General features: G+C 64.0%; 20 protein-coding genes. 7 read left to right on the forward strand and 13 right to left on the reverse strand.

Features of this window, described 5'->3' with window-relative positions:
• Nucleotides 1-11: 11 nt before the first annotated feature.
• Entirely contained in the window at nt 12-833 is an 822-nt protein-coding gene (locus tag C7G61_RS02185; RefSeq protein ID WP_108512407.1) for a hypothetical protein, read from the forward strand.
• 46 nt (nt 834-879) lie between these two features.
• Here the strand turns inward: C7G61_RS02185 and C7G61_RS02190 are convergent, their stop codons facing one another.
• Complete coding sequence (locus tag C7G61_RS02190; protein ID WP_108512408.1) at nt 880-1,239, reverse strand: hypothetical protein; 360 nt, start codon at nt 1,237-1,239, stop codon at nt 880-882.
• 254 nt (nt 1,240-1,493) lie between these two features.
• Here C7G61_RS02190 and C7G61_RS02195 point away from each other — a divergent pair, with 254 nt between their 5' ends.
• The 3 genes from C7G61_RS02195 to C7G61_RS02205 all read left to right on the forward strand — a co-directional run bounded on the left by C7G61_RS02195 (nt 1,494) and on the right by C7G61_RS02205 (nt 4,665).
• The gene (locus C7G61_RS02195) at nt 1,494-1,703 is read left to right on the forward strand and encodes a hypothetical protein (RefSeq protein WP_108512409.1); all 210 of its coding nucleotides are present in this window, start codon (nt 1,494-1,496) and stop codon (nt 1,701-1,703) included.
• A 212-nt stretch (nt 1,704-1,915) separates the two neighbouring features.
• Entirely contained in the window at nt 1,916-3,055 is a 1,140-nt protein-coding gene (locus tag C7G61_RS02200; RefSeq protein ID WP_108512410.1) for an FAD-dependent monooxygenase, read from the forward strand.
• Nucleotides 3,052-4,665 (forward strand): benzoate-CoA ligase family protein, encoded by a 1,614-nt coding sequence (locus C7G61_RS02205; RefSeq protein ID WP_108512411.1) that lies wholly within the window; start codon nt 3,052-3,054, stop codon nt 4,663-4,665. The genes C7G61_RS02200 and C7G61_RS02205 overlap by 4 nt, the downstream gene beginning before the upstream one ends.
• A gap of 157 nt (nt 4,666-4,822) precedes the next feature.
• On the opposite strand, the gene C7G61_RS02210 is transcribed toward C7G61_RS02205, so the two are convergent.
• Genes C7G61_RS02210 through maiA form a run of 3 tightly spaced genes read right to left on the reverse strand, consistent with a single transcriptional unit; the run spans nt 4,823 to nt 7,135 of the window.
• Nucleotides 4,823-6,004, reverse strand: coding sequence for a 3-hydroxybenzoate 6-monooxygenase (locus C7G61_RS02210; protein ID WP_190241625.1), 1,182 nt, complete (start codon nt 6,002-6,004; stop codon nt 4,823-4,825).
• Nucleotides 6,004-6,513 carry a MarR family winged helix-turn-helix transcriptional regulator gene (locus tag C7G61_RS02215; protein ID WP_190241626.1) on the reverse strand — a complete coding sequence of 170 codons (510 nt, stop codon included), beginning with the start codon at nt 6,511-6,513 and terminating at the stop codon, nt 6,004-6,006. The genes C7G61_RS02210 and C7G61_RS02215 overlap by 1 nt, the downstream gene beginning before the upstream one ends.
• The gene (maiA, locus tag C7G61_RS02220; RefSeq protein ID WP_108512414.1) at nt 6,503-7,135 is read right to left on the reverse strand and encodes a maleylacetoacetate isomerase; all 633 of its coding nucleotides are present in this window, start codon (nt 7,133-7,135) and stop codon (nt 6,503-6,505) included. The genes C7G61_RS02215 and maiA overlap by 11 nt, the downstream gene beginning before the upstream one ends.
• Nucleotides 7,136-7,247: 112 nt before the next feature.
• On the opposite strand from maiA, the gene gtdA reads away from it, so the two are divergent.
• Complete coding sequence (gene gtdA, locus C7G61_RS02225; RefSeq protein ID WP_108512415.1) at nt 7,248-8,288, forward strand: gentisate 1,2-dioxygenase; 1,041 nt, start codon at nt 7,248-7,250, stop codon at nt 8,286-8,288.
• A gap of 128 nt (nt 8,289-8,416) precedes the next feature.
• Here the strand turns inward: gtdA and C7G61_RS02230 are convergent, their stop codons facing one another.
• From C7G61_RS02230 to C7G61_RS02245, 4 genes are all read right to left on the reverse strand, one after another.
• Nucleotides 8,417-9,235, reverse strand: a complete 819-nt coding sequence (locus C7G61_RS02230) for an ABC transporter permease (protein ID WP_190241627.1) — start codon at nt 9,233-9,235, stop codon at nt 8,417-8,419.
• Nucleotides 9,228-10,001, reverse strand: a complete 774-nt coding sequence (locus C7G61_RS02235) for an ABC transporter ATP-binding protein (protein WP_108512417.1) — start codon at nt 9,999-10,001, stop codon at nt 9,228-9,230. Before C7G61_RS02235 ends, C7G61_RS02230 begins: the two co-directional genes overlap by 8 nt.
• Nucleotides 10,002-10,173: 172 nt before the next feature.
• Nucleotides 10,174-11,178 (reverse strand): ABC transporter substrate-binding protein, encoded by a 1,005-nt coding sequence (locus C7G61_RS02240; RefSeq protein ID WP_108512418.1) that lies wholly within the window; start codon nt 11,176-11,178, stop codon nt 10,174-10,176.
• A gap of 21 nt (nt 11,179-11,199) precedes the next feature.
• Entirely contained in the window at nt 11,200-12,564 is a 1,365-nt protein-coding gene (locus tag C7G61_RS02245) for an FAD-dependent oxidoreductase (RefSeq protein ID WP_108512419.1), read from the reverse strand.
• Nucleotides 12,565-12,674: 110 nt separating this feature from the next.
• On the opposite strand from C7G61_RS02245, the gene C7G61_RS02250 reads away from it, so the two are divergent.
• Nucleotides 12,675-13,559 (forward strand): LysR family transcriptional regulator, encoded by an 885-nt coding sequence (locus C7G61_RS02250; protein ID WP_108512420.1) that lies wholly within the window; start codon nt 12,675-12,677, stop codon nt 13,557-13,559.
• Between the two features lie 14 nt (nt 13,560-13,573).
• Here C7G61_RS02250 and C7G61_RS02255 read toward each other — a convergent pair whose 3' ends face one another.
• From C7G61_RS02255 to C7G61_RS45840, 4 genes are all read right to left on the reverse strand, one after another.
• Nucleotides 13,574-14,407, reverse strand: coding sequence for an aspartate dehydrogenase (locus C7G61_RS02255; protein WP_108512421.1), 834 nt, complete (start codon nt 14,405-14,407; stop codon nt 13,574-13,576).
• A gap of 22 nt (nt 14,408-14,429) precedes the next feature.
• Nucleotides 14,430-15,230 carry an enoyl-CoA hydratase-related protein gene (locus C7G61_RS02260; protein WP_108512422.1) on the reverse strand — a complete coding sequence of 267 codons (801 nt, stop codon included), beginning with the start codon at nt 15,228-15,230 and terminating at the stop codon, nt 14,430-14,432.
• A gap of 77 nt (nt 15,231-15,307) precedes the next feature.
• Nucleotides 15,308-16,414 carry a Spy/CpxP family protein refolding chaperone gene (locus tag C7G61_RS02265; protein ID WP_244608096.1) on the reverse strand — a complete coding sequence of 369 codons (1,107 nt, stop codon included), beginning with the start codon at nt 16,412-16,414 and terminating at the stop codon, nt 15,308-15,310.
• Nucleotides 16,411-16,569, reverse strand: coding sequence for a hypothetical protein (locus C7G61_RS45840; RefSeq protein WP_244608097.1), 159 nt, complete (start codon nt 16,567-16,569; stop codon nt 16,411-16,413). Before C7G61_RS45840 ends, C7G61_RS02265 begins: the two co-directional genes overlap by 4 nt.
• A 302-nt stretch (nt 16,570-16,871) precedes the next feature.
• Here C7G61_RS45840 and C7G61_RS02270 point away from each other — a divergent pair, with 302 nt between their 5' ends.
• A complete protein-coding gene (locus C7G61_RS02270) occupies nt 16,872-17,846 on the forward strand; it encodes a ketopantoate reductase family protein (protein WP_108512424.1) in 975 nt (324 codons plus the stop codon).
• Nucleotides 17,847-17,869: 23 nt separating this feature from the next.
• On the opposite strand, the gene bioB is transcribed toward C7G61_RS02270, so the two are convergent.
• Nucleotides 17,870-18,850 carry a biotin synthase BioB gene (gene bioB / locus C7G61_RS02275; protein ID WP_108512809.1) on the reverse strand — a complete coding sequence of 327 codons (981 nt, stop codon included), beginning with the start codon at nt 18,848-18,850 and terminating at the stop codon, nt 17,870-17,872.
• Nucleotides 18,851-18,921: the final 71 nt, after the last annotated feature.

An 18,921-nucleotide genomic window follows, 5' to 3' on the forward strand; every position in this document is an offset into this window, starting at 1 on the left:
GATTTATTCAAATGATCAACACGTGGAAACGTGCGACGAAGCTTGCGCCGTGGCTTTCGGTTGCCGCGATACTGGCAACCGCAGCGCCGGCTTTCGCGCAAGCCCCGAGCCAGGCGCAACGCGACGCCATCAAATCGCAGTGCCGCTCCGATTACATCGCGCATTGCTCCAGCGTGCCGCCGGGCGGCGAGGCCTCGCTGCAATGCCTGCAGAAGAACATGTCGAGCCTCTCATCGAGCTGCCAGGGCGCAGTGCGCGCCGTGGAAACGCCGGTGGCTGCGCCCGCCAAGCCGGCCGAGACTGCAGCGCCGAAAGCCGCTGCTCCCGCGGCTGCAACGACGGCGCCGGCGAAACCAGCCGAGCCAAAGGCCACAGCAGCGCCCGCAGCCGCACAGCCGACCAGCGCACAGATTTCCGCCGTCCGCAGCGCATGCCGCTCCGATTATCCGAAGGTCTGCGCGGGCGTGCCGACCGGCGGCGCGCCGGCCATGCAATGCCTGGAAAAAAACAAGACGAAACTCTCGGCCGGTTGCGAGAAGGCCGTTTCCGCCGCCAGCGGCGGTGGAGCAGCAGCGGCGGCACCCGCGGCAGGCGCGGCTCCTGCAGGCGCGTCGGCTGCCGCTGCACCGGCGGCGCCGGCCGTGATCGTGCTGCGGCCGATGCGGCCGCGCGAAGAACTGTTCGTGCTGCGATCAGCCTGCGGCGCCGACGTCCGCACGATCTGCGGCGGCGTGCAGCCTGGCGGCGGCCGGATCGTGCGGTGTCTGGCGACCAATGCCGCGCAGCTTTCGCCGGCCTGCAAGGACGTGCTGTCCCAGTTCGCGGCGCGTTAATCACACACCCCTGCGGCAGTCCTTCATTGATTTGGGGGACCGCCGGTCACTCGCCGCCGCGGAAGGCGAGGATGAGCTGAATGAGCCGTATCGACAGCGAGACATAAAGGATCGCCATCACGGTTTGGTACGCAATATGCCAATTGACCTTTGCGAGCTTGTAGAGACCGTCGACGAAGTTCAGCAGCAGGAGAATGACGCCGAACAACATGACGCCGCGGCCGATGAGACCATGGCGCAGATAGCCGAACAGCACGATCGCCGGCTCACTGCTCGATACATGGGCGCCGGCCGATACGATCAACGTCCCGATGATCAACTTCTCGACGTGAGAAAATATTTCCTTGGAGACCGGCTCGACATGTTCGGAATAGAACGCCAGCCATTTGGCTCTGACCTCCGCCATGGGTTTTCCTTGATTTTCATTGCAACGATGAATGAGAGCTTCACTACAGCGGGTCCGCGATCGGGAAGCAAGAACGCCGCCTGCCTGGTTTGCGGATAGTCCGAGGACGGCCGGCGTTCGTGGCGGCCAGCAACCGAAGCGAGATCGGCGTGCGAGCACGTCGCGACAGGCATCCGCAGAACCTTCCGAAGAAGGCTTTCAAAAGGAAACTTTCAAGACCTGAACATCAACCAGTACCAGTCCGGGAGACCAACATGCGTTCCCTTCTGCTGATGGCAGCCGCCGTGCTGTCCTTTTCCGCCACCATGACGTTTGAAGCCACCGAGGCCAACGCGGTGGTCTGTGCCCGCGGCGTCTATCGCGCCGGCTGCGCCGGAGCCCGCGGCGCAGTCGTCGTCCGCAAGCCTGCCGTGGTCTGCAGGACCGTGTGGGTGAACGGCGTGAAGGTTCGCCGCTGCGGCTGAACCGCGGGCGTCTCCGTCGAGGACAAGCCGGTCACCGCATAGCGCACAACCGTTCGCGGACAGAACCGGGCAGGCGAAACGGAGCATTGGCGCCGCGAGCGGGACCGGACGCCAGTTTCCGTTCCCCCTGTTATTTTTTGGTAGCGCAAATTTCCGGCGCGGATTAGTCTCCGGGCCAAATTAATCAGTATACTGTCGATTGGGAGGAAGACGTGCGTATCGCCGTCATCGGCGGAGGCCCCGGCGGCCTCTACTTCGCGTATCTCTGGAAGCGGCGTCATCCGGACGCACATATCGACCTGTTCGAGCAGAACCCCGAAGGTGCGACCTGGGGGTTTGGCGTGGTGTTCTCCGAACAGGCGCTGGAATTTCTGCGCGCCGACGATCCCGAGACCGTCGACGCCATCACGCCGCGGATGGAGAGCTGGAAGAACATCACGCTCAATCTGCGTGGGCAAAGCGTCGAGATCGACGGCATTGGCTTCTCCTCGATCGGCCGGCTGGAGCTGCTGACCATCCTGCAGCAGCGCGTGCGCGCGGCGGGAATCACGGCGCGATACAACACGACGATCCAGTCAATGGACGAACTCGGGGGGTACGACCTGATCGTCGCTGCCGACGGGCTGAACTCGCTGGTGCGCCGCGGCTTTGAGAAGGAATTCGGCGCCTCGGTTTCGCACGCGACCAACAAGTTCGCCTGGTACGGCACCAGCATGCGCTTTGCCACGCTGTCGCAGACGTTTGTGAAGACCGGTCTCGGCTCATTCAACGCCCACCACTATCGCTATTCGCCCTCCATGAGCACGTTCCTGGTCGAATGCGACGCGGCGACTTGGCAGGCCTACGGCTTCGAGCGCAAGACCATCGAGCAGTCGCAGGCGATCTGCGAGGAGATCTTTGCCGACACGCTGGATGGCCATGCGCTGGTTTCGAACAAATCGGTGTGGCGCAATTTTCCCTGGATCTGGAACGAGAACTGGTCGCACGGCAACATGGTGCTGATCGGCGACGCCCTGCATACCGCGCATTTCTCGATCGGCTCGGGTACCCGGCTCGCCATCGAGGACGCGATCGCGCTGACCAAGGCGCTGGAGGCCGAGACGGAGATTCCCGCAGGCCTCGCCCGCTACCAGGCCGAACGCAAGCCGATCGTGCAGAAGCTGGTGACGGCGGCGCGCACCAGCGCCGACTGGTATGAACACTTCCCGGAACACATGAAGCTCGACCTGATGGATTTTGCCTACAGTTACATCACCCGTTCCGGGCGGATCGCCGACGCGCGGCTGCGCGCGATGTCGCCGGAATTCATGGCGCGCTACGAGGCGGAAAAGAAGATCGGGAGCCAAACATGACGTCAGCAATTTTCGATTTGGTCCCCCGCGACAATCCGGGCGCGCGCGAGATCGGCTTTGCGATTCCGGAAAATTATAACGCCAGCCACATCCTGTTCGACAATCTCTCGGCCGGCCGCGGCGACCGGCTGGCACTGACCGGCCCCGGCGGCACGCGCACCTATGCGCAGCTGTGCGCCGAGGCTTCACAATGGGGGCACGGCTTCAAGTCGCTGGGCCTGAAGCGCGGCGACCGCATCCTGATGTTCCTCGACGACACGCCGGCCTATCCTGCGGCGTTTTTCGGCGCGGTGCGCTCCGGCTTCGTGCCGTTATTGATCAATACGCTGACGCCGCCGGATTTGCTGCAATTCTACCTTTCGGACGCCGGCGCGGCGGTGGCGGTCGCAGAGGCCGAGTTTACCTCGCGGTTCAACGCGGAGGCCTGCAAGGACACGCCGCTGCAAACCCTGGTCGTGGTCAATGGCGCGGCAGGCGAACACGCCGTGCCGAAAGCCCTGATTGCGCAGCAATGGCTGCAGGGATTCTCCACTGATCTGCCGGAAGCCGACACCAGACGCGACGACATGGCGTTCTGGATGTATTCATCCGGCTCGACCGGTCGTCCCAAGGGCATCGTGCATCTGCAGCACGACATGGCCTACAGCGAGCAGGCGTTCGCGCGCAACGTGCTCAAGCTTACGCCCGATGACATCTGTTTCTCGGTGCCTAAGATTTTCTTCGCCTACGGCTTTGGCAACGCCATCACCTTCCCGTTCTCGGTCGGTGCGGCGACGCTGCTGCTGCCCGGCCAGCCGAAGCCGGCTGCGATCTTCGAGGCGATCGGAAAATACCGGCCGTCGGTGTTCTACGGATTGCCGACGCTCTATACTTCGCTGACCAAGGCCGAAGGCGCGGCCGGAATCGACTTCTCGTCGCTTCGAATGGCGCTGTCGGCCGCCGAGGTGCTGTCGGCGGAAGTCTTCAACGGCTGGAAGGCGCTGACGGGGCTCGAGATCATCGAGGGACTCGGCTCGACCGAAGTGCTGCACATCTATCTCTCCAACCGCCCCGAGAAGAAAAAGCTCGGCGCGGCGGGCCTGCGCGTTCCCGGCTACGAAATCCTCCTGAAGGACAAGGACGGCCGCGAGGTCGGCGACAATGAGGAAGGCATTTTGTGGGTGCGCGGCGATTCCAACACGCCAATATACTGGAACCGACCCGACAAATCGGCGGAGACCATTCGTGAAGGGGGCTGGATCTACACCGGCGACCGCTTCCTGCGCGATGCCGACGGCTTCCATTTTTTCCGCGGCCGCGCCGACGACCTGATCAAGATATCAGGCCAATGGGTCTACCCGCTGGAAGTCGAGCTTTGCCTTGCCGAGCATCCCGATATCAGGGAATGCGCTGTCTTCGCCGCAGAGCTGCCGGATCGACGCATGACGCTGAAGGCGGTGGTGGTGATGAACAAGGGCGAGTTCGATCCGAACAAAGCCACGAAGAAGCTGCAGGACTACGTCAAGGAAAAATTGCTGCCTTACAAATATCCGCGCGAGATCACGTTCATCGGCGAATTGCCGAAGACCGGCACGGGCAAGATCGATCGTCAGGCATTGATGAAGATGTAGTGCGCTGCTTCAACAAACTCGGTGTCGTCCCTGCGAACGCAGGGACCCATACCGCGTGATCTATCGATGAAGTGCGGTAGCTAGCACCGTATTACACAACGAAAGCCTGTGGTTATGGGTCCCTGCGTGCGCAGGGACGACAGCGGAGTACGCTGCCCTACCCCGCCAGCCCCGTGCCGCCATACAGCCACGCCAGATCGCCGTACCACTCCTCCGACGTCTTCGCGCTCATGATCTCGTTACGCAGCCGGGCATGTCCGCCGGCGGGGTGATAGATGTGCTCGCCGATGGCGCGGGACATCAGTTGCACCTTTGCGGTGCGCAGAAACCGCTGCGCGCGATAGGCTTCCAGCGCCGTGGCATAATCGTCATGCTGCGCCAGCATGTGCGAGAGGCACACGGCGTCCTCCATCGCCTGACAGGCGCCTTGCGCGAAATATTGCAGCATCGGATGCGCGGCGTCGCCGAGCAGCGCGACGCGGCCGTCGATCCAGCGCTCGACCGGATCACGGTCGCACAGCACCCACAGCCGCCAGTTCTTGCCGTGATGGATGATCTCCTGCGCACGCGGATGGATGTGCCCGAAGCCCTGCATGACCTCTTCGTCCGACACGGGCTTGCCGGCGACCGGCTCCGGCGCGTCGTTGTGATAGGTGACGACGAGGTTGAACACCTTCCAGCCCGACAGCGGATAATGCACGATGTGGCATTTCGGCCCGGCCCACAGCGTCGCCGCGTTCCACCGCAAATCTTCCGGCATTTGCTCGGTCGGGATCACCGAGCGGTAGGTCGTGTGACCGGAAACCCGCGGCGGCCCGTCCGCGACAACCTGCTTGCGGACATTCGACCACAGCCCGTCGGCGCCGATCAACAGCCGGCCCGTGACGCGCTCTCCATTCGCCAGCCGCGCCGTCACCGACGACCCATCCTGATCGTAACCGACGACTTCGCTGCTAACGCGCAACTCGATCAACTCGTGATTCTGGCACGCGCGCAGAAAAACACCGTGCAGATCGCCGCGATGCACCACCGCATAGGGATTGCGGAAGCGCGAGCGAAACGCTTCGCCCAGATCGACATGGGTGATTTCCTCGGCAGTCAGCGCATCCATCAGCCGGAGCTGGTCGATATAGACGGCCATGCTTCGTGCAGCCTCGCCGACGCCGAGATAGTCGAAGGCGTGAAACGCGTTGGGCCCGAGCTGGATGCCGGCGCCGATCTCGCCGAGTTGCGAGGCCTTTTCCAGCAGGATCGAGCGGATGCCTTTTTGCGCCAGACCAAGTGCCACCGCGAGCCCGCCGATGCCGCCGCCTGCAATGAGAACCGGCCGCGTATCCATCAGCTCGACTTTCCCAGATGCTCGAGCGCGTCTTCGGCGCGCAGCGGCACGCGCGAGGCCTCGTTGTTGAGATCGACGAGTTGCGTCAATAGCGCCAGCAGGGTCTTGCGGTCCGCGGGCTTCAGCGGCTGCAGCATCCTTAGCTGCGCGTGTTCCACCGACGGCATGATGTCACGCAGCACCGCCGCGCCAGATTTGGTCAGATGGAGCAGTTTGACGCGCTTGTCCTCGCGCGAGGGCTTGCGCTCGATCAAGGCCTTGCTTTCCAGCCGCTCGATCACGTTGCCGAGCGTGGAACGGTCGAACGCAATCACCGCCGACAGGCGGGTGGCGTCGATGCCGGGATGGGTGTGGATCGCCACCAGCGCCGCATATTGCACCGGCGTCAGGTCGAAGGCGTTACACTCTTCGACAAAGATCGAGACCGCGATCTGCTGCATCCGGCGGAACAGGTAGCCGGGCGCCGTATAGACCGCGTCCATCGTGATGGGTGATGGCTTACTCGGCATCGGGCTGCCTGTCCGGCGCGGCATCTGCGAACGCCTTCATTTGCTTTGCCGCGGCTTCTGCCTCGAGCAGGCGTGGAAAGGCGGCGACGTCGACGCCGAAGCGCCGCGCATTCCCAAGCTGCGGGATCAGGCAAAGGTCGGCAACCGTGGGCTTGTCGCCGAAACAGAACGGGCCAGCCTCGCCCGCCACCAGCGTTTCGCAGGCGGATAGTCCCTCGCGGTTGGCCCACGCAGCCCATTCTGTCACCTTCTCCTCGGGCAGGCCGAGCTGGCGCAAACGCGCCAGAACCTTGAGATTCTGCACGGGATGCGTATCGCAGGCGAGCGCCATGGCGAACGCGCGCACCTTGGCGCGGCGCAGCGGATCCTTTGGCAGTAGCGGTGGATTGGGATGGGTTTCGTCCAGCCATTCGATGATGGCGAGCGATTGGGTCAGCACGACACCGGTGCCGTCTTCCAGCGTCGGCACCAGCCCCTGCGGGTTGATGGCAAGATAGGCGGGCGCAATCTGTTCGCCCTTGCGAAGGTGGTGCGGCAGGTGCTCGGTCGACAACCCCTTGAGGTTGAGCGCGATCCTGACCCGGTATGCCGCGCTGCTGCGGAAATAGCCATGCAGCTTCATCGGAACCTCCCTCGGATTTTATCGTTTGCCTCGCGGCCTGTCATTGACGCTACCCATATTGTAAGTATACTGTCAATCCATAGACGATACAAAAATGACGGGAGGCTTGACCATGGAAGCCGTGCAGAAGACCCCGGAACGCGAGGCGTTCTACAAGAAGATCGACGGCGAGAATCTCTCCGCGCTGTGGAACGTGCTGGGCGATCTCGTCACGCCGGAACCGCGAAGCGCCTGCCGGCCGCATCTGTGGAAGTTCGATTCGATCCGCGATTACATGACCGAAGCCGGCAGGCTGATCACCGCCAAGGAAGCCGAGCGGCGGGTGCTGGTGCTGGAGAATCCCGGCCTGCGCGGCCAGTCGAAGGTCACGACATCGCTGTTTGCCGGCGTGCAGATGGTGGTCCCGGGCGACGTCGCTCCCGCCCATCGGCACAGCCAGTCGGCGCTGCGCTTCGTGCTCGAAGGCAAGGGCGCCCATACCACTGTCGACGGTGAGCGCACCGCGATGGAGCCCGGCGATTTCGTCATCACGCCCTCGATGACCTGGCACGACCATTCCAACGAAACGTCCGAGCCGATGTTCTGGCTCGACGGGCTCGATATCCCGATGGTGCAATTCTTCGATGCCTCCTTTGCCGAAGGCTCGAACGAGGACCAGCAGAAGATCTCAAAACCCGCCGGCGACAGCTTTGCGCGCTACGGCCACAATCTGCTGCCGGTCGACGAGAAGCGAAAGTCCAAGACCTCGCCGATCTTCAACTATCCCTACAGCTACACCCGCGAGGCACTGGAACTGGCCAAGACGCGCAACGAGTGGGACGCCTGTCACGGGCTGAAGCTGAAATTCTCCAATCCCGAGACCGGCGATTTCGCGATGCCGACGATCGGCACCTTCATCCAGCTATTGCCGAAGGGCTTCAAGACCGCGCGCTATCGCGCGACCGACGCCACCGTGTTCGCCGCGATCGAGGGCAAGGGCCGCACACGGATCGGCGACCAGATTTTCGAGTGGGGCGCGCGCGACCTGTTCGTGGTGCCGAGCTGGCACTGGGTCACGCACGAGGCCGACACCGACGCGGTGCTGTTCTCGTTCTCCGACCGTCCGGTGCAGCAGAAGCTCGATCTGTTCCGCGAAGATCGCGGGAATGCGTGAGGTGATACGACGAACTCTCCGCCGTCATTGCGAGCGAAGCGAAGCAATCCATCTTGCCGCAAGCGAAGTATGGATTGCTTCGTCGCTTCGCTCCTCGCAATGACGCGGAGGGACGTTGCTCGCGTGCTTCACCGCCAGTGCAGCAGCCTCGCTTCCAGCACGTTGATCGCCTTCCCCACCGCCAGCCCGAACAGCGACAGGATCACGACGCCGGCCAAGAGCTGATCGGTCTGCATCAGATTGCCGGCCTGCAGCACGAAGGCGCCGATGCCGAACTGGGCGCCGATCATTTCGGCGCTGACGACGAGCAACAACGCGACGGAAGCCGTGATACGGAATCCCGCGAGGATCGATGGCAGCGCCCCCGGCCAGATCACGCGCCACACGATGGCATGGAACGGCACGTTAAAGCTCTGCGCCATCCGGATCAGGTTGCGCGGCACCGCATCGACGCCGCTATAGACCGAGATCGCGGTGGAGAAGAATACGCCGAGCGCAATGGTCGCGATCTTCGGCTCCTCGCCGATCCCGAGCCAGAGGATCAACAGCGGCAGCAGCGCGATTTTGGGAATCGGAAACAGCGCCGAGATGAAGGTGATGCCGACACCGCGCGCCAGCGTCGAGAGCCCGATCGCAAAGCCAACGATCACCCCGGCCACGGTGCCGAGAACCCAGCCGCTGCCTATTCGGATCACCGAAGCCGAAACGTGCTGCCAGAGCGCCCCTGACATCGCGAGCTTGTAGATCGCAACTGCAATGGCCGAAGGCGCCGGCAGGAACAGCGGGTTGACCCAGCCGGCGCTGCCGGCGAGCTGCCAGATCGCAATCACCAGCGCGAGCGCCATCCAGCCGGAGGTGCGCCCCGCCCTCGGCACAAAACCGGCGCCGCGAAATGCGACCGGCCGGGCTTCGGTTGCGCGATCGTCCTGCGGCGCGCGCTCAAGCATGCTGCACCTCGCGCTCGGCATCGATCGCCTCCTCGCGGATCAGCGACCACAGATCGTTCTGCAGCGCCAGCAACTTGCCGCGCGCATCGATCGCACCGCGCTCGGCGCGCGTCATCGGGATTTCGACGATCTCCCTGACGCGGCCGGGCCGGCGCGACAGCACCACGATGCGGTCGGCGAGCCGCACCGCCTCCTCCAGATTATGTGTGACATAGACCGCGCCCATCGCACCGTCGGCGAGCAGGCGGATGAAATCCTCCATCAGCAATTCGCGGGTTTGCGAATCCAGCGCCGACAATGGCTCGTCCATCAGGAGAATCGCCGGCCGCACCGCGAGCGCGCGGGCAATGCCGACGCGCTGGCGCATGCCGCCGGACAATTGCTTTGGATAAGCGCCGCGGAAATCGGACAGGCCCGTGCGCTTCAGCGCGTCATCGACGACGGCGCGGCGCGTGGCGGCATCGAGTGCGGTATGGGCAAGCGGAAATTCGACGTTCGCTTCCACCGTGCACCACGGCAGCAGCGCGAAATCCTGGAACACGAAGGTCAGCGGATTGAGGCTGTCCGCCGGCGGTGCACCGCGCAGCTCTGCTTTTCCCTCGCTCGGGCGCAGCAGCCCGCCCAGGATCGACAGCAGCGTGCTCTTGCCGCAACCGGAGGGTCCCACGATCGCGACCACCTCGCCGGAGGCAACGGTGAACGACACGTGGTCGAGCACGTCGAGGCCGCCGAAGCGGTGGCAGATATGATCAGCGATCAGGTCCATTTTGTCTTTCGAGCCTTGCTCCGCTGCGCTCCCTCTCCCGCTTGCGGGGGAGGGCTGGGGTGGGGGTGCCGCCGCGAGTCACACTGTTCGTATGGATAGAGTTTCCTCCACCCGGATCGCATCTTGCGATGCGATCCGACCTCCCCCGCAAGCGGGAGAGGTAAGAACCCCATCAATCCGCCTTCACATATTCCTTCGCGATGATCGCGTCCGCCGCAAACCCCTTGTCGACAAAGCCCTGCTCCTGCAGCCACGCGATCTGATTGTCGACGTTCTTGACGTCGAGCTTGCCGTCGGGGTCGATATAGGCGCAATTGCCGACCACCTGCTCCACCGGCAAATTGGTGTATTTTGCGATGATTTCCAGCAACGGCTTTGTCTTGTCGTTGATGTCCGCCTTGCCATCCTTCACCGACGCCAGGATCACGTCGTGATATTCGCGGTCGGCGCGCACAAGCGCGGCGAGCAGCTTGGTCACCATCGCCTTGTTGGTCAGTGTCTTCGGCGAGGCGAACACCGCGCCGAGTTGCCACGGTGTCTCGTCGCCGACCCAGCCGAGAAGCTTTGCTCCGCCGGAATCCACCAGCGCCCGCGCGGTCGAGATCGGCAGCAATGCCGCATCGACGGTTTCGCCCTTGAGCGCGGCCGCGGCATTGGACAAAGACTGCAGCGGCAGCACTTTCACGTCCGCGAGCTTGAAGCCGTATTTGTCGGCGAGTAGCCCCAGCGAATAATGAAAGCTGGAGCCGACCTGCGTCACCGCGATGCGCTTGCCCGCCAGGTCCTTTGGTGTCTTCAGGCCGGCCGCATAGGCGTTGTTGCTGGCGAAGTAGCCGATCAGCGGATAGCCGGCCTTCTCGCGGCTCATGCCGCCGATCACTTTCAATGTGCCCTTGCCGGCGAGATTGTAGAGCCCGGCGGTAAACGCGGTGATGCCGAAATCGACATCGCCCGACGTCGTCGCCACCGCGATCGGCTGTGCCGCGTCGAAGAATTTCAGTTCGATATCGAGGCCGGCCTCGCGGAAATAGCCCTTATCCTGCGCAATGAACACCGGCGCCGACGACGACAGCCGGAGCACACCGATTTTCGCCTTTTGTGCGTCATCGGCCCGCGCGATCCCGCTTGCCGCAATGGCCAACAGACCCGCCAGCGCGAGCCGTGCAAACTTCGTCATCCCGCCTCCTCCGTAACTCTTTTATAACCCCTCGGGCACGTTCTGGTCCCGCCCGATGAATGCGCCCTGTTGTTTCAGGCTTTGTTGCAACTTTTCAACCGCAATGTCGCGTGGAATCGTGTTGCCCGACAGCGCCAGCGCAGCCGCCGCGCCGGCCGCCTCCCCCATCGCAAAACAGGCGCCGGAGACCCGCGCCGCCGACTGGCCCTCGTGGGTCATCGAGGCGCAGCGTCCCGCCACCAGGAGATTGTCTATGCCCTCGGGCACCAGCATGCGATACGGCAATTCGTTGAAGCCGCGGGATTCCGGGATCGGCGGAAACGTGAAGGTCACATCTCCCGCGACATGCTGCTCCATCGGCCAGCCATTGACGCCGATGGAGTCGTCGAACGAGGCGCAGCCGAGCACGTCCTCGCCCGATAGCATATAGCCGCCGATCACGCGCCGCGTCTCGCGGATGCCGAGCTGCGGCGGCAGGTCGACGATGTAGGATTTTTCGAAGCCGGGCACCGTGCGCAGGAATTCGAACGCCTGCAGCGCCTGCCGCCGGCCCTCGATCTCGCCACGCGTCATCTGGTCGGGCTCGATCCCGCTGACGGCCGTGCCGTCCTCGCGGGCAAGCTGGGTGAAATTCACCCGCCATTCGATCGCCGACCGCTGCGGCCGCACGATCGCGGTCTTGCGTGGAAACCGATGCGCGCCCGCGGCCTCGGCCTTTTCCATCAACGCCGGGATCATCCGCCAGGCATCACCGGCCTTCTCGGGATCGATGCCGTTGAGGCGAAACATCATCGAGGGATAGAGCATGCTGCCGGCATTGTCGCCGACTTCAAACGGCGCGCCCGCCCAGGCCGCAAGATCGCCGTCGCCCGAGCAGTCGATGAAGATGCCGGCGCGCACCGCCTGACGGCCCGCTTTGGTCTCGACCATCAGCACGTTGATGCGCTTCTCGTCCTGCATCACCACGCCGGCGCCCAGCGCGTGAAAAAGGATGTCGACCTTGTGCGCGGCCAGCAGATCATCCGCGGCAATCTTGTAGGCCGCGGTGTCATAGGCCTGCGCGAAAATTTTGCCGAGGATCAGGTGTGGCGCGTTGAGCCCATCGAGCCGGTCGATCCGCGCGAGCAAATCGGAGGCGATGCCCTGCACCACCCGATGCATCTCGCCATGAACATTGGCATGCAGCCCGCAGAAATTCGTCACCCCCGCGGCCGTGCCCATCCCGCCGAGAAAGCCGTAGCGCTCGATCAGCAGCGTGCGGCGGCCGGCGCGCGCGGCGGCAACGGCGGCCGCGATGCCCGCCGGCCCGCCACCGAGGACGGCGACTTCATATTCGCCGTAGAGCGGAATCTGGCGTGCGGGTTCTTCAATGGTTTTGGCCGACACGGCAGCGATCCCATCCCTGATGATTTTGTTTCGCAGGACTATGAATTAACGCGAATGGGACTACAATCCGGAAAATTGTGCGATCAGCTTTCTCGAATCGAGAAAAGTGGATGGATACGCTCGTCAATCTCCAGGCCTTCCTGGCTACCGCCGACGCCGCCGGCTTCTCGGCTGCCGCCCGCAAGCTAAAGGTCTCGACCTCGGTGGTGGCCAAGCGCGTCACCCAGCTCGAAGATCAGGTCGGCATCGCGCTGTTTCATCGCTCGACCCGTCAATTGCGGTTGACCGAAGCCGGACAGCAATATGTGCATCGCGCCCGCAGCGTGGTGGCTGATGTCGGCGATCTTCTGGCGCGCATGGGCGAAAAGGACCATGATCTGATCGATCACCTGCGCATCAAGGCGCCGACATCGCTGACCATCGCCCGGCTGGCCGATGTGTTCAGCGCCTTCCAGACAGAAAATCCGCGGCTGAAACTGGAAGTCATGCTGATCGACCGGCCGGTCGATCCGGTCACGGAAGGTTTTGACGTGGCGATCGGCGCATTCCCGCACTCGTTCGGGGGTGTCGTCGATGAACCCTTGTGCGCACTCAAGCGCCTGCTGTGCGCGGCGCCTGCCTATCTCAAATCGCACGGCATGCCGCGGCACCCGCGCGATCTGGTCGAACACCGCTGCCTGAGCTTTCTTCCGACCGGGCCCGAATGGATATTCGACGGCCCGCGTGGCCGCATCACCATTCAGGTACGCCCGCTGTTGAGTTCGAACGAGGGCCACGTGCTGGTGAAAAGCGCGATCGCCGGAAACGGCATTGCTTTCATTTCGCATTATCTTGCGGCCGACGCCCTGCGCGACGGGTCGCTGCAGGTGGTGCTTCCCGAATTCCCAATCCCGGATTTGTGGGTCAAGGCGACGATCCCCGAGCGGCGCGTCAACGCAGCAGCCGTGCAGGCGCTGCTTCAGCAATTGAAACGCGCGCTTGCGCCGGCGCTATAAGACGCGCGAGCAGCTTACGTTCCAACCTGCAGCGGCGAGGTCAGCTTGCGCAGCGCTGCAATTACCGAGAGCGCGGTGATGCGGCCGGTCTTCGGGTTTTCCGATGGGATGTTCTCGATTCCCATCGTGAACGAAGCCGAGTCGGCCTCGACCCTGATCTGGTGACAGTTTCGCGTCACCGCCGGATCGGCCCAGATTTCGATCGTCGTGCGATCGGGGCCGATGCCGGCGAGCGACAGCGCCGCCACCACATTGACGTTGGCGGGAAAGGCCGCGGCTGCGTCGCGTGCCGAGCCCTTGAACACGCAGAGGGCGGATTTCAGACCCTCCATGGAGATCCCATTCTCGACGAGATAGGGCGCGCCGGCGAGACCGCCGGGCGGCTTGCGCGTGATCATCTGAACCGAATGGATGGTACCTTCGGCGGCAGCCGATACCGCATCGAAGCCGATCAAGGCGCCGGTCGGCACGATGATCTGACCGCCATGCGCCCGGGCGAGATCGATCAGATCGGGACGGGGCAGCAGCGCACTGGAGCTGAGCACCATCACCTGCTTGCCGGCGCGCAGCATCGGCCGGCAGATCTGATCGAGGATATCAGCCGGTGCACATTCGACAACGAGGTCGGCGTGCCCGGGCAGCTCATCGAGCGAGATCAGCGGACAGGCGATACCTTCTCGATCGAGCCATGCTTGCGCTTTCGCCCGATCCCTTGTCGTGATCGCCGTGAGAGCAAGTCCCGGCAGCCCCTGCGCCAGCTTGCGCGCCACGGTTTTGCCGATCTCCCCGAGCCCGGCAATGGCGATATTTTTTGATGGCAAATCCGATACTCCTGCAAGAAACGTCATCGAGCGTGGCAGAGCCTAACGCCTATGCGTTGTGTCCCCAATTCGCCGCCCGCTTCTCCGCAAACGACGCCAGCCCCTCCGACGCCTCTTTGGTCTGCCGCCTGTCCGAATGCAAGTTCACCAGCCGCGCATAGGCCTCGTCATCCACGCCCATTCCGCCGAACGAGCTTTCCATCGCGAGCGCCTTGGTTTCGGCCATTGCTTGCGGACCATTGGCCAGCAGTTGATCCACGACTTTTGCGCCCGCAGCCTCCAGTTCTGCCAGCGGCACCACCTCATGCACCAACCCGATCCGGCGGGCTTCCTCCGCGCGAAAACGCTCGCCGGTCAGCGCGTAGCGGCGGACCTGGCGGACACCGATGGCGTCGCAGAGTTGCGGGATGATGATGGCCGCCGTCAGCCCCCAGCGCACTTCGGTAATCGAGAACAGCGCATTGTCGGCGGCGACTACGACATCACAGGCCGAGATCACGCCGGTGCCGCCGCCGAAGCAGCCGCCCTGCACCAGCGCCACCGTGGGGATCGGCAGCGTATTCAGCCGCTGCACGGCCTCGAACGTCGCGCGCGACACTTTTTCGTTCTCTTCCGCCGATTTCGGCCGCACGCCGTTGATCCAGTTCAGGTCGGCGCCGGCCTGGAAATGCTTGCCGTTGCCCTTCAGCACCACGACGCGGAGATTGGGCTTCTGGCCTAGTTCATCCATCGCCGCGAGCACGCCGTTGATGAGCCCGGCGTCATAGGCGTTGTTCACCTCGGGACGGTTCAACGTGACGGTTGCGACGCCGCGCGCGTCGAGATCCCACAAAACCGGATTGGCAGTCATCGGCGGCCCCTTTGTTCGGCAATCTTTGTTATGCCGGACAATAGGCCGGGATCGCTGGCATTGTCACCGCCGCCGACCTATCGGCGGCCGCGCCGCTGCATCATATCTGCCCTGTCGGCCAATGACGTCCGCCGTGGGCCGATCGCCTCGAACTGGGCCTTCTGCTCGTCGCTCAGCATCGCATAGAAATCATCGAGCGCGGTGCGCACGAGCTTGACGGAATCCAGCATAACGCCGAGCCGCTTGCCGACGGCTGTGAGCCGCGCCGGCGGCGTGGCCGCTTCCTCAATCCGGCACGACGTGGCCAGCATGTCGGCTGCCTTTGCGCTGGCTTTCTGCAGGGCGGTAAGGCCGGTGCGTTGCGCATCGGTCGGATGCACCCGCGCCTCGATCTCCTCGGCCGGCCATTGCAAGCTCGAGGATTGCGTGACGTCGCAGGGCCGCGCAATGGATCTGTTGCGGCGCCGCTCAGTCTTCCTTTCCTGATCTTCGGCTACCGCGTTCAGCCGCGCTTTCTGCTCGTCATTCAGCAGACCGTATAGTTTGTCCAGCGCCGGCTGCACGGTCGCGACACCAGCAATCATCGCCTCGATGCGTTGCTGCATCGAGGCAAGCCGGCCGGACGCCGTCAGCGCCACCGTCGCTGGACACGCCGCCTTGATCTTTTGCGCCGAAATCACCGATGCATTGGCGAGATCGTCGAGGGCCGCGCGTTGCACCTCGGTCGGCTCGATCGCCTGCGCGATCAGGTCGATCGGCAGGCCGGCGATTTCGCGGCTGTCCTCACCGCATAACAGCGCGAGCCGATCCGGTCCGGCGCCGGGAGCACCACGCGGCGGCAGGTAGCCCGCAAGACCCTGATAGTCATAGGGTCCGAACAGACCGGCATAAATGTCGTCATAGCCGTAGTACCAGAACGGGGCGCCGACACGCGGTCCCCACAGCGCATAGTCGTAGATATCGAAATAGGCGAACGGCCAGAACAGCGGTCCGACCCAGCCGTAGCCGCCATTGCCGTGCCGCCACCAGCCGCCGCCTCTGGACCGTCCGTATTGCCATCCGGCGAGCGCCGCGCCCGCGGTGACGCTGGCCCGCATGGCGGGACGATGCAGGGCTGCGGTATGGCGGTAGCTGCGGGCAAGTGCGCGCGCATTCAGCGCGCGACCGCCGCCCGCAAAATTCATGCGATGCGCGGAGAACGAACGATGTGCGGAGAATGAGCGGTGATGCGCCGCCCTGCCGTGAAAATGGCCGCCATGATGCCGGCCGCCGAAATGGTGGCCATGACCACCACCACGATGGCCGCCGCCATGATGACCGCCGCCGCGACCACCGCCATGGCCGCCTCCATGACCACCTTTCGCGATCGCAAAGTCCGCTACCGACAGCGCTGTTGCGAAGACAATGGCGGCAATTCCCAGTGCGATCTTTGACATGGTACGTCCCATCATGGTCGCACGTCCCAGTGCCGCTATGCCGCGAGCTTGGCGGCACATGGATGAACGCTGACTGAACGGCAGGGTTCCCGGCGACGCCATGGCCGCGCCTTCCGCAACCCGCCCTGTGCGGCAGACCGGTTGCGCCCGATCACGGCTTGTGAAAACTAGCAACGATCATCCCCTCCCGGCAGGATTTCCACCCATGCGGATTTGCGTTTTCGGTGCGGGCGCCGTCGGCAGCCATTTTGCGGTGCGGCTCGCACTGGCAGGCCATGACGTTTCCTGCGTGATGCGGGGTGCGCATCTGGATGCCGTGAAAGCCAACGGGCTGACGCTGCGTGTTGGAAATGGCGAGTTCAAGGCGAAGGTGCGCGCATCGAGCGATCCGGCCGCGTTGGGCCAGCAGGATGTCGTCATTTGCACATTGAAGGCGACCGGGCTGCCGAGCCTTGCCTCCGGCCTCCAACCCCTGCTCGGCGAAGATACCGCCGTGGTGTTCGCGCAGAACGGCGTTCCCTGGTGGTACGATATTGGGCTCTCGCCAGGGCATCCGCCGGTACCGGATCTGGCCTTCCTCGATCCCGGTGGACGCTTGCGTGCCGCCATTCCAAAACAGCTTATCGTCGGCGGTGTGGTATTCTCGTCCAACGAAGTCGTCGCTCCCGGCGTGGTTGCGAACCTTTCGCCCGAGCGTAACCGGCTCCTGATCGGCGAATGCGACGATCGCCGGAGCGAGCGGGTCGCGCGGCTGCGTGCGGCGCTCAACGGCGCCGCGATCGAATCGCCCGACATCGCCGAGATCCGTGAGACGATCTGGTCAAAGCTCCTGACCAACATGTCGATGTCGGTGCTGTGCCTGTTGACCGGACAGACCGCGCGCGCCGTCCGCGACGATCCTGATCTCGCCGAAATCGTGCCGCGCCTGCTCGACGAGGCCAACAGCGTGGCGCAGAGCTGCTTCCCCGAAGTCAGGCGCGTCACGCGCTCCGGCCCCGCGCCGGACCACAAGCCTTCGATCCTGCAGGATTACGAACTCGGCCGCGCCATGGAGATCGACGTGCTGGTCCGCGCGCCGGCCGCGTTCGCGCGCGCCGCAGGACTTGCGACGCCGATGCTCGACATGATGGCGGCGCTCGCCATCCGCCAGGCGCGCGACAAGGGGCTCTATCAGGGCTGAAAGCCCTGCTGTTCCAGGCCCGGTCAGATCGGCTGCAGTCCCAGCCGCTTGAACAGTTTTCGGTCGGCCTCGTCCTCCGGATTGCCGGCCGTCAACAAGGTATCGCCGACGAAGATCGAATTCGCTCCCGCAAAGAAGCAGAGCGCCTGCATCTCGTCGGTCATGGCCGAGCGGCCCGCCGACAGGCGGACATATGATTTCGGCATCATGATGCGCGCCAGCGCAACGATCCGGACAAACTCAATGGGCGCTATCGGCGCCGCCTCGGCGAGCGGCGTGCCGGCGATCGGAATCAGCATGTTGATCGGAACGCTTTCCGGCGGCTCGGCGAGGTTCGCAAGCGTGACCAGCATTTCGACGCGGTCGGTTTCTTCCTCGCCCATGCCGAGAATGCCGCCGCAACACACTTTCATGCCGGATTGCCGGACATTCTCCAGCGTGTCGAGACGATCGGCAAACGTTCGCGTCGAGGTCACCTGCGGGTAATAGCGCTCCGACGTATCGATATTGTGATTGTAGTAGTCGAGCCCTGCCGCGCCGAGGCGGTCCGACTGATCGCGGTCCAGCATGCCCAGCGTCATGCAGGTCTCGAGCCCGAGCGCTTTCACCGCGCCGACCATTTCAACGATGGCATCCATGTCTCTCGGCTTCGGATTGCGCCACGCCGCGCCCATGCAGTAGCGCGTTGCGCCGCCGTCTCGCGCTTTGCGTGCCTCGGCGACGACCTTTTCGACGTCCATCAGCTTCGAGGCGGCAAGCCCCGTCGAATGATGCGAGGACTGGCTGCAATAGCCGCAATCTTCCGGGCATCCGCCGGTCTTGATATTGAGCAGCTTGCTGAGCTGCACGCGGTTGGGATCGAATTGCCGGCGGTGAATCGATTGCGCCTCGAACAGCAGATCGTTGAACGGCAACCGGTAGAGCGACCAGGCCGCCTCGCTCGTCCACTTCGGAGCGCCCGCAAGCGGCGCCGTCACAGCCAACTCATCCCGCATTTCGAGCATCCGACAATTCTCCCGATCCTGATTGCCCCGCGCGGCCGTCATCGCACGCTGGCGAAGCGGACGCCAGCGGC

Origin of the sequence: Bradyrhizobium algeriense (assembly GCF_003062295.1) — a bacterium.
Classification (GTDB): domain Bacteria; phylum Pseudomonadota; class Alphaproteobacteria; order Rhizobiales; family Xanthobacteraceae; genus Bradyrhizobium; species Bradyrhizobium algeriense.

Bases quoted from the DNA above. Each gene is read 5' to 3' on its own strand.
- C7G61_RS02185 (WP_108512407.1), top strand. From the start codon at position 12: ATGATCAACACGTGGAAACGTGCGACGAAGCTTGCGCCGTGGCTTTCG.
- C7G61_RS02190 (WP_108512408.1), bottom strand. From the start codon at position 1,239: ATGGCGGAGGTCAGAGCCAAATGGCTGGCGTTCTATTCCGAACATGTC.
- C7G61_RS02195 (WP_108512409.1), top strand. From the start codon at position 1,494: ATGCGTTCCCTTCTGCTGATGGCAGCCGCCGTGCTGTCCTTTTCCGCC.
- C7G61_RS02205 (WP_108512411.1), top strand. From the start codon at position 3,052: ATGACGTCAGCAATTTTCGATTTGGTCCCCCGCGACAATCCGGGCGCG.
- C7G61_RS02210 (WP_190241625.1), bottom strand. From the start codon at position 6,004: ATGGATACGCGGCCGGTTCTCATTGCAGGCGGCGGCATCGGCGGGCTC.
- C7G61_RS02215 (WP_190241626.1), bottom strand. From the start codon at position 6,513: ATGCCGAGTAAGCCATCACCCATCACGATGGACGCGGTCTATACGGCG.
- maiA (WP_108512414.1), bottom strand. From the start codon at position 7,135: ATGAAGCTGCATGGCTATTTCCGCAGCAGCGCGGCATACCGGGTCAGG.
- gtdA (WP_108512415.1), top strand. From the start codon at position 7,248: ATGGAAGCCGTGCAGAAGACCCCGGAACGCGAGGCGTTCTACAAGAAG.
- C7G61_RS02230 (WP_190241627.1), bottom strand. From the start codon at position 9,235: ATGCTTGAGCGCGCGCCGCAGGACGATCGCGCAACCGAAGCCCGGCCG.
- C7G61_RS02235 (WP_108512417.1), bottom strand. From the start codon at position 10,001: ATGGACCTGATCGCTGATCATATCTGCCACCGCTTCGGCGGCCTCGAC.
- C7G61_RS02240 (WP_108512418.1), bottom strand. From the start codon at position 11,178: ATGACGAAGTTTGCACGGCTCGCGCTGGCGGGTCTGTTGGCCATTGCG.
- C7G61_RS02250 (WP_108512420.1), top strand. From the start codon at position 12,675: ATGGATACGCTCGTCAATCTCCAGGCCTTCCTGGCTACCGCCGACGCC.
- C7G61_RS02255 (WP_108512421.1), bottom strand. From the start codon at position 14,407: ATGACGTTTCTTGCAGGAGTATCGGATTTGCCATCAAAAAATATCGCC.
- C7G61_RS02260 (WP_108512422.1), bottom strand. From the start codon at position 15,230: ATGACTGCCAATCCGGTTTTGTGGGATCTCGACGCGCGCGGCGTCGCA.
- C7G61_RS02265 (WP_244608096.1), bottom strand. From the start codon at position 16,414: ATGAATTTTGCGGGCGGCGGTCGCGCGCTGAATGCGCGCGCACTTGCC.
- C7G61_RS45840 (WP_244608097.1), bottom strand. From the start codon at position 16,569: ATGGCGGTGGTCGCGGCGGCGGTCATCATGGCGGCGGCCATCGTGGTG.
- C7G61_RS02270 (WP_108512424.1), top strand. From the start codon at position 16,872: ATGCGGATTTGCGTTTTCGGTGCGGGCGCCGTCGGCAGCCATTTTGCG.
- bioB (WP_108512809.1), bottom strand. From the start codon at position 18,850: ATGCTCGAAATGCGGGATGAGTTGGCTGTGACGGCGCCGCTTGCGGGC.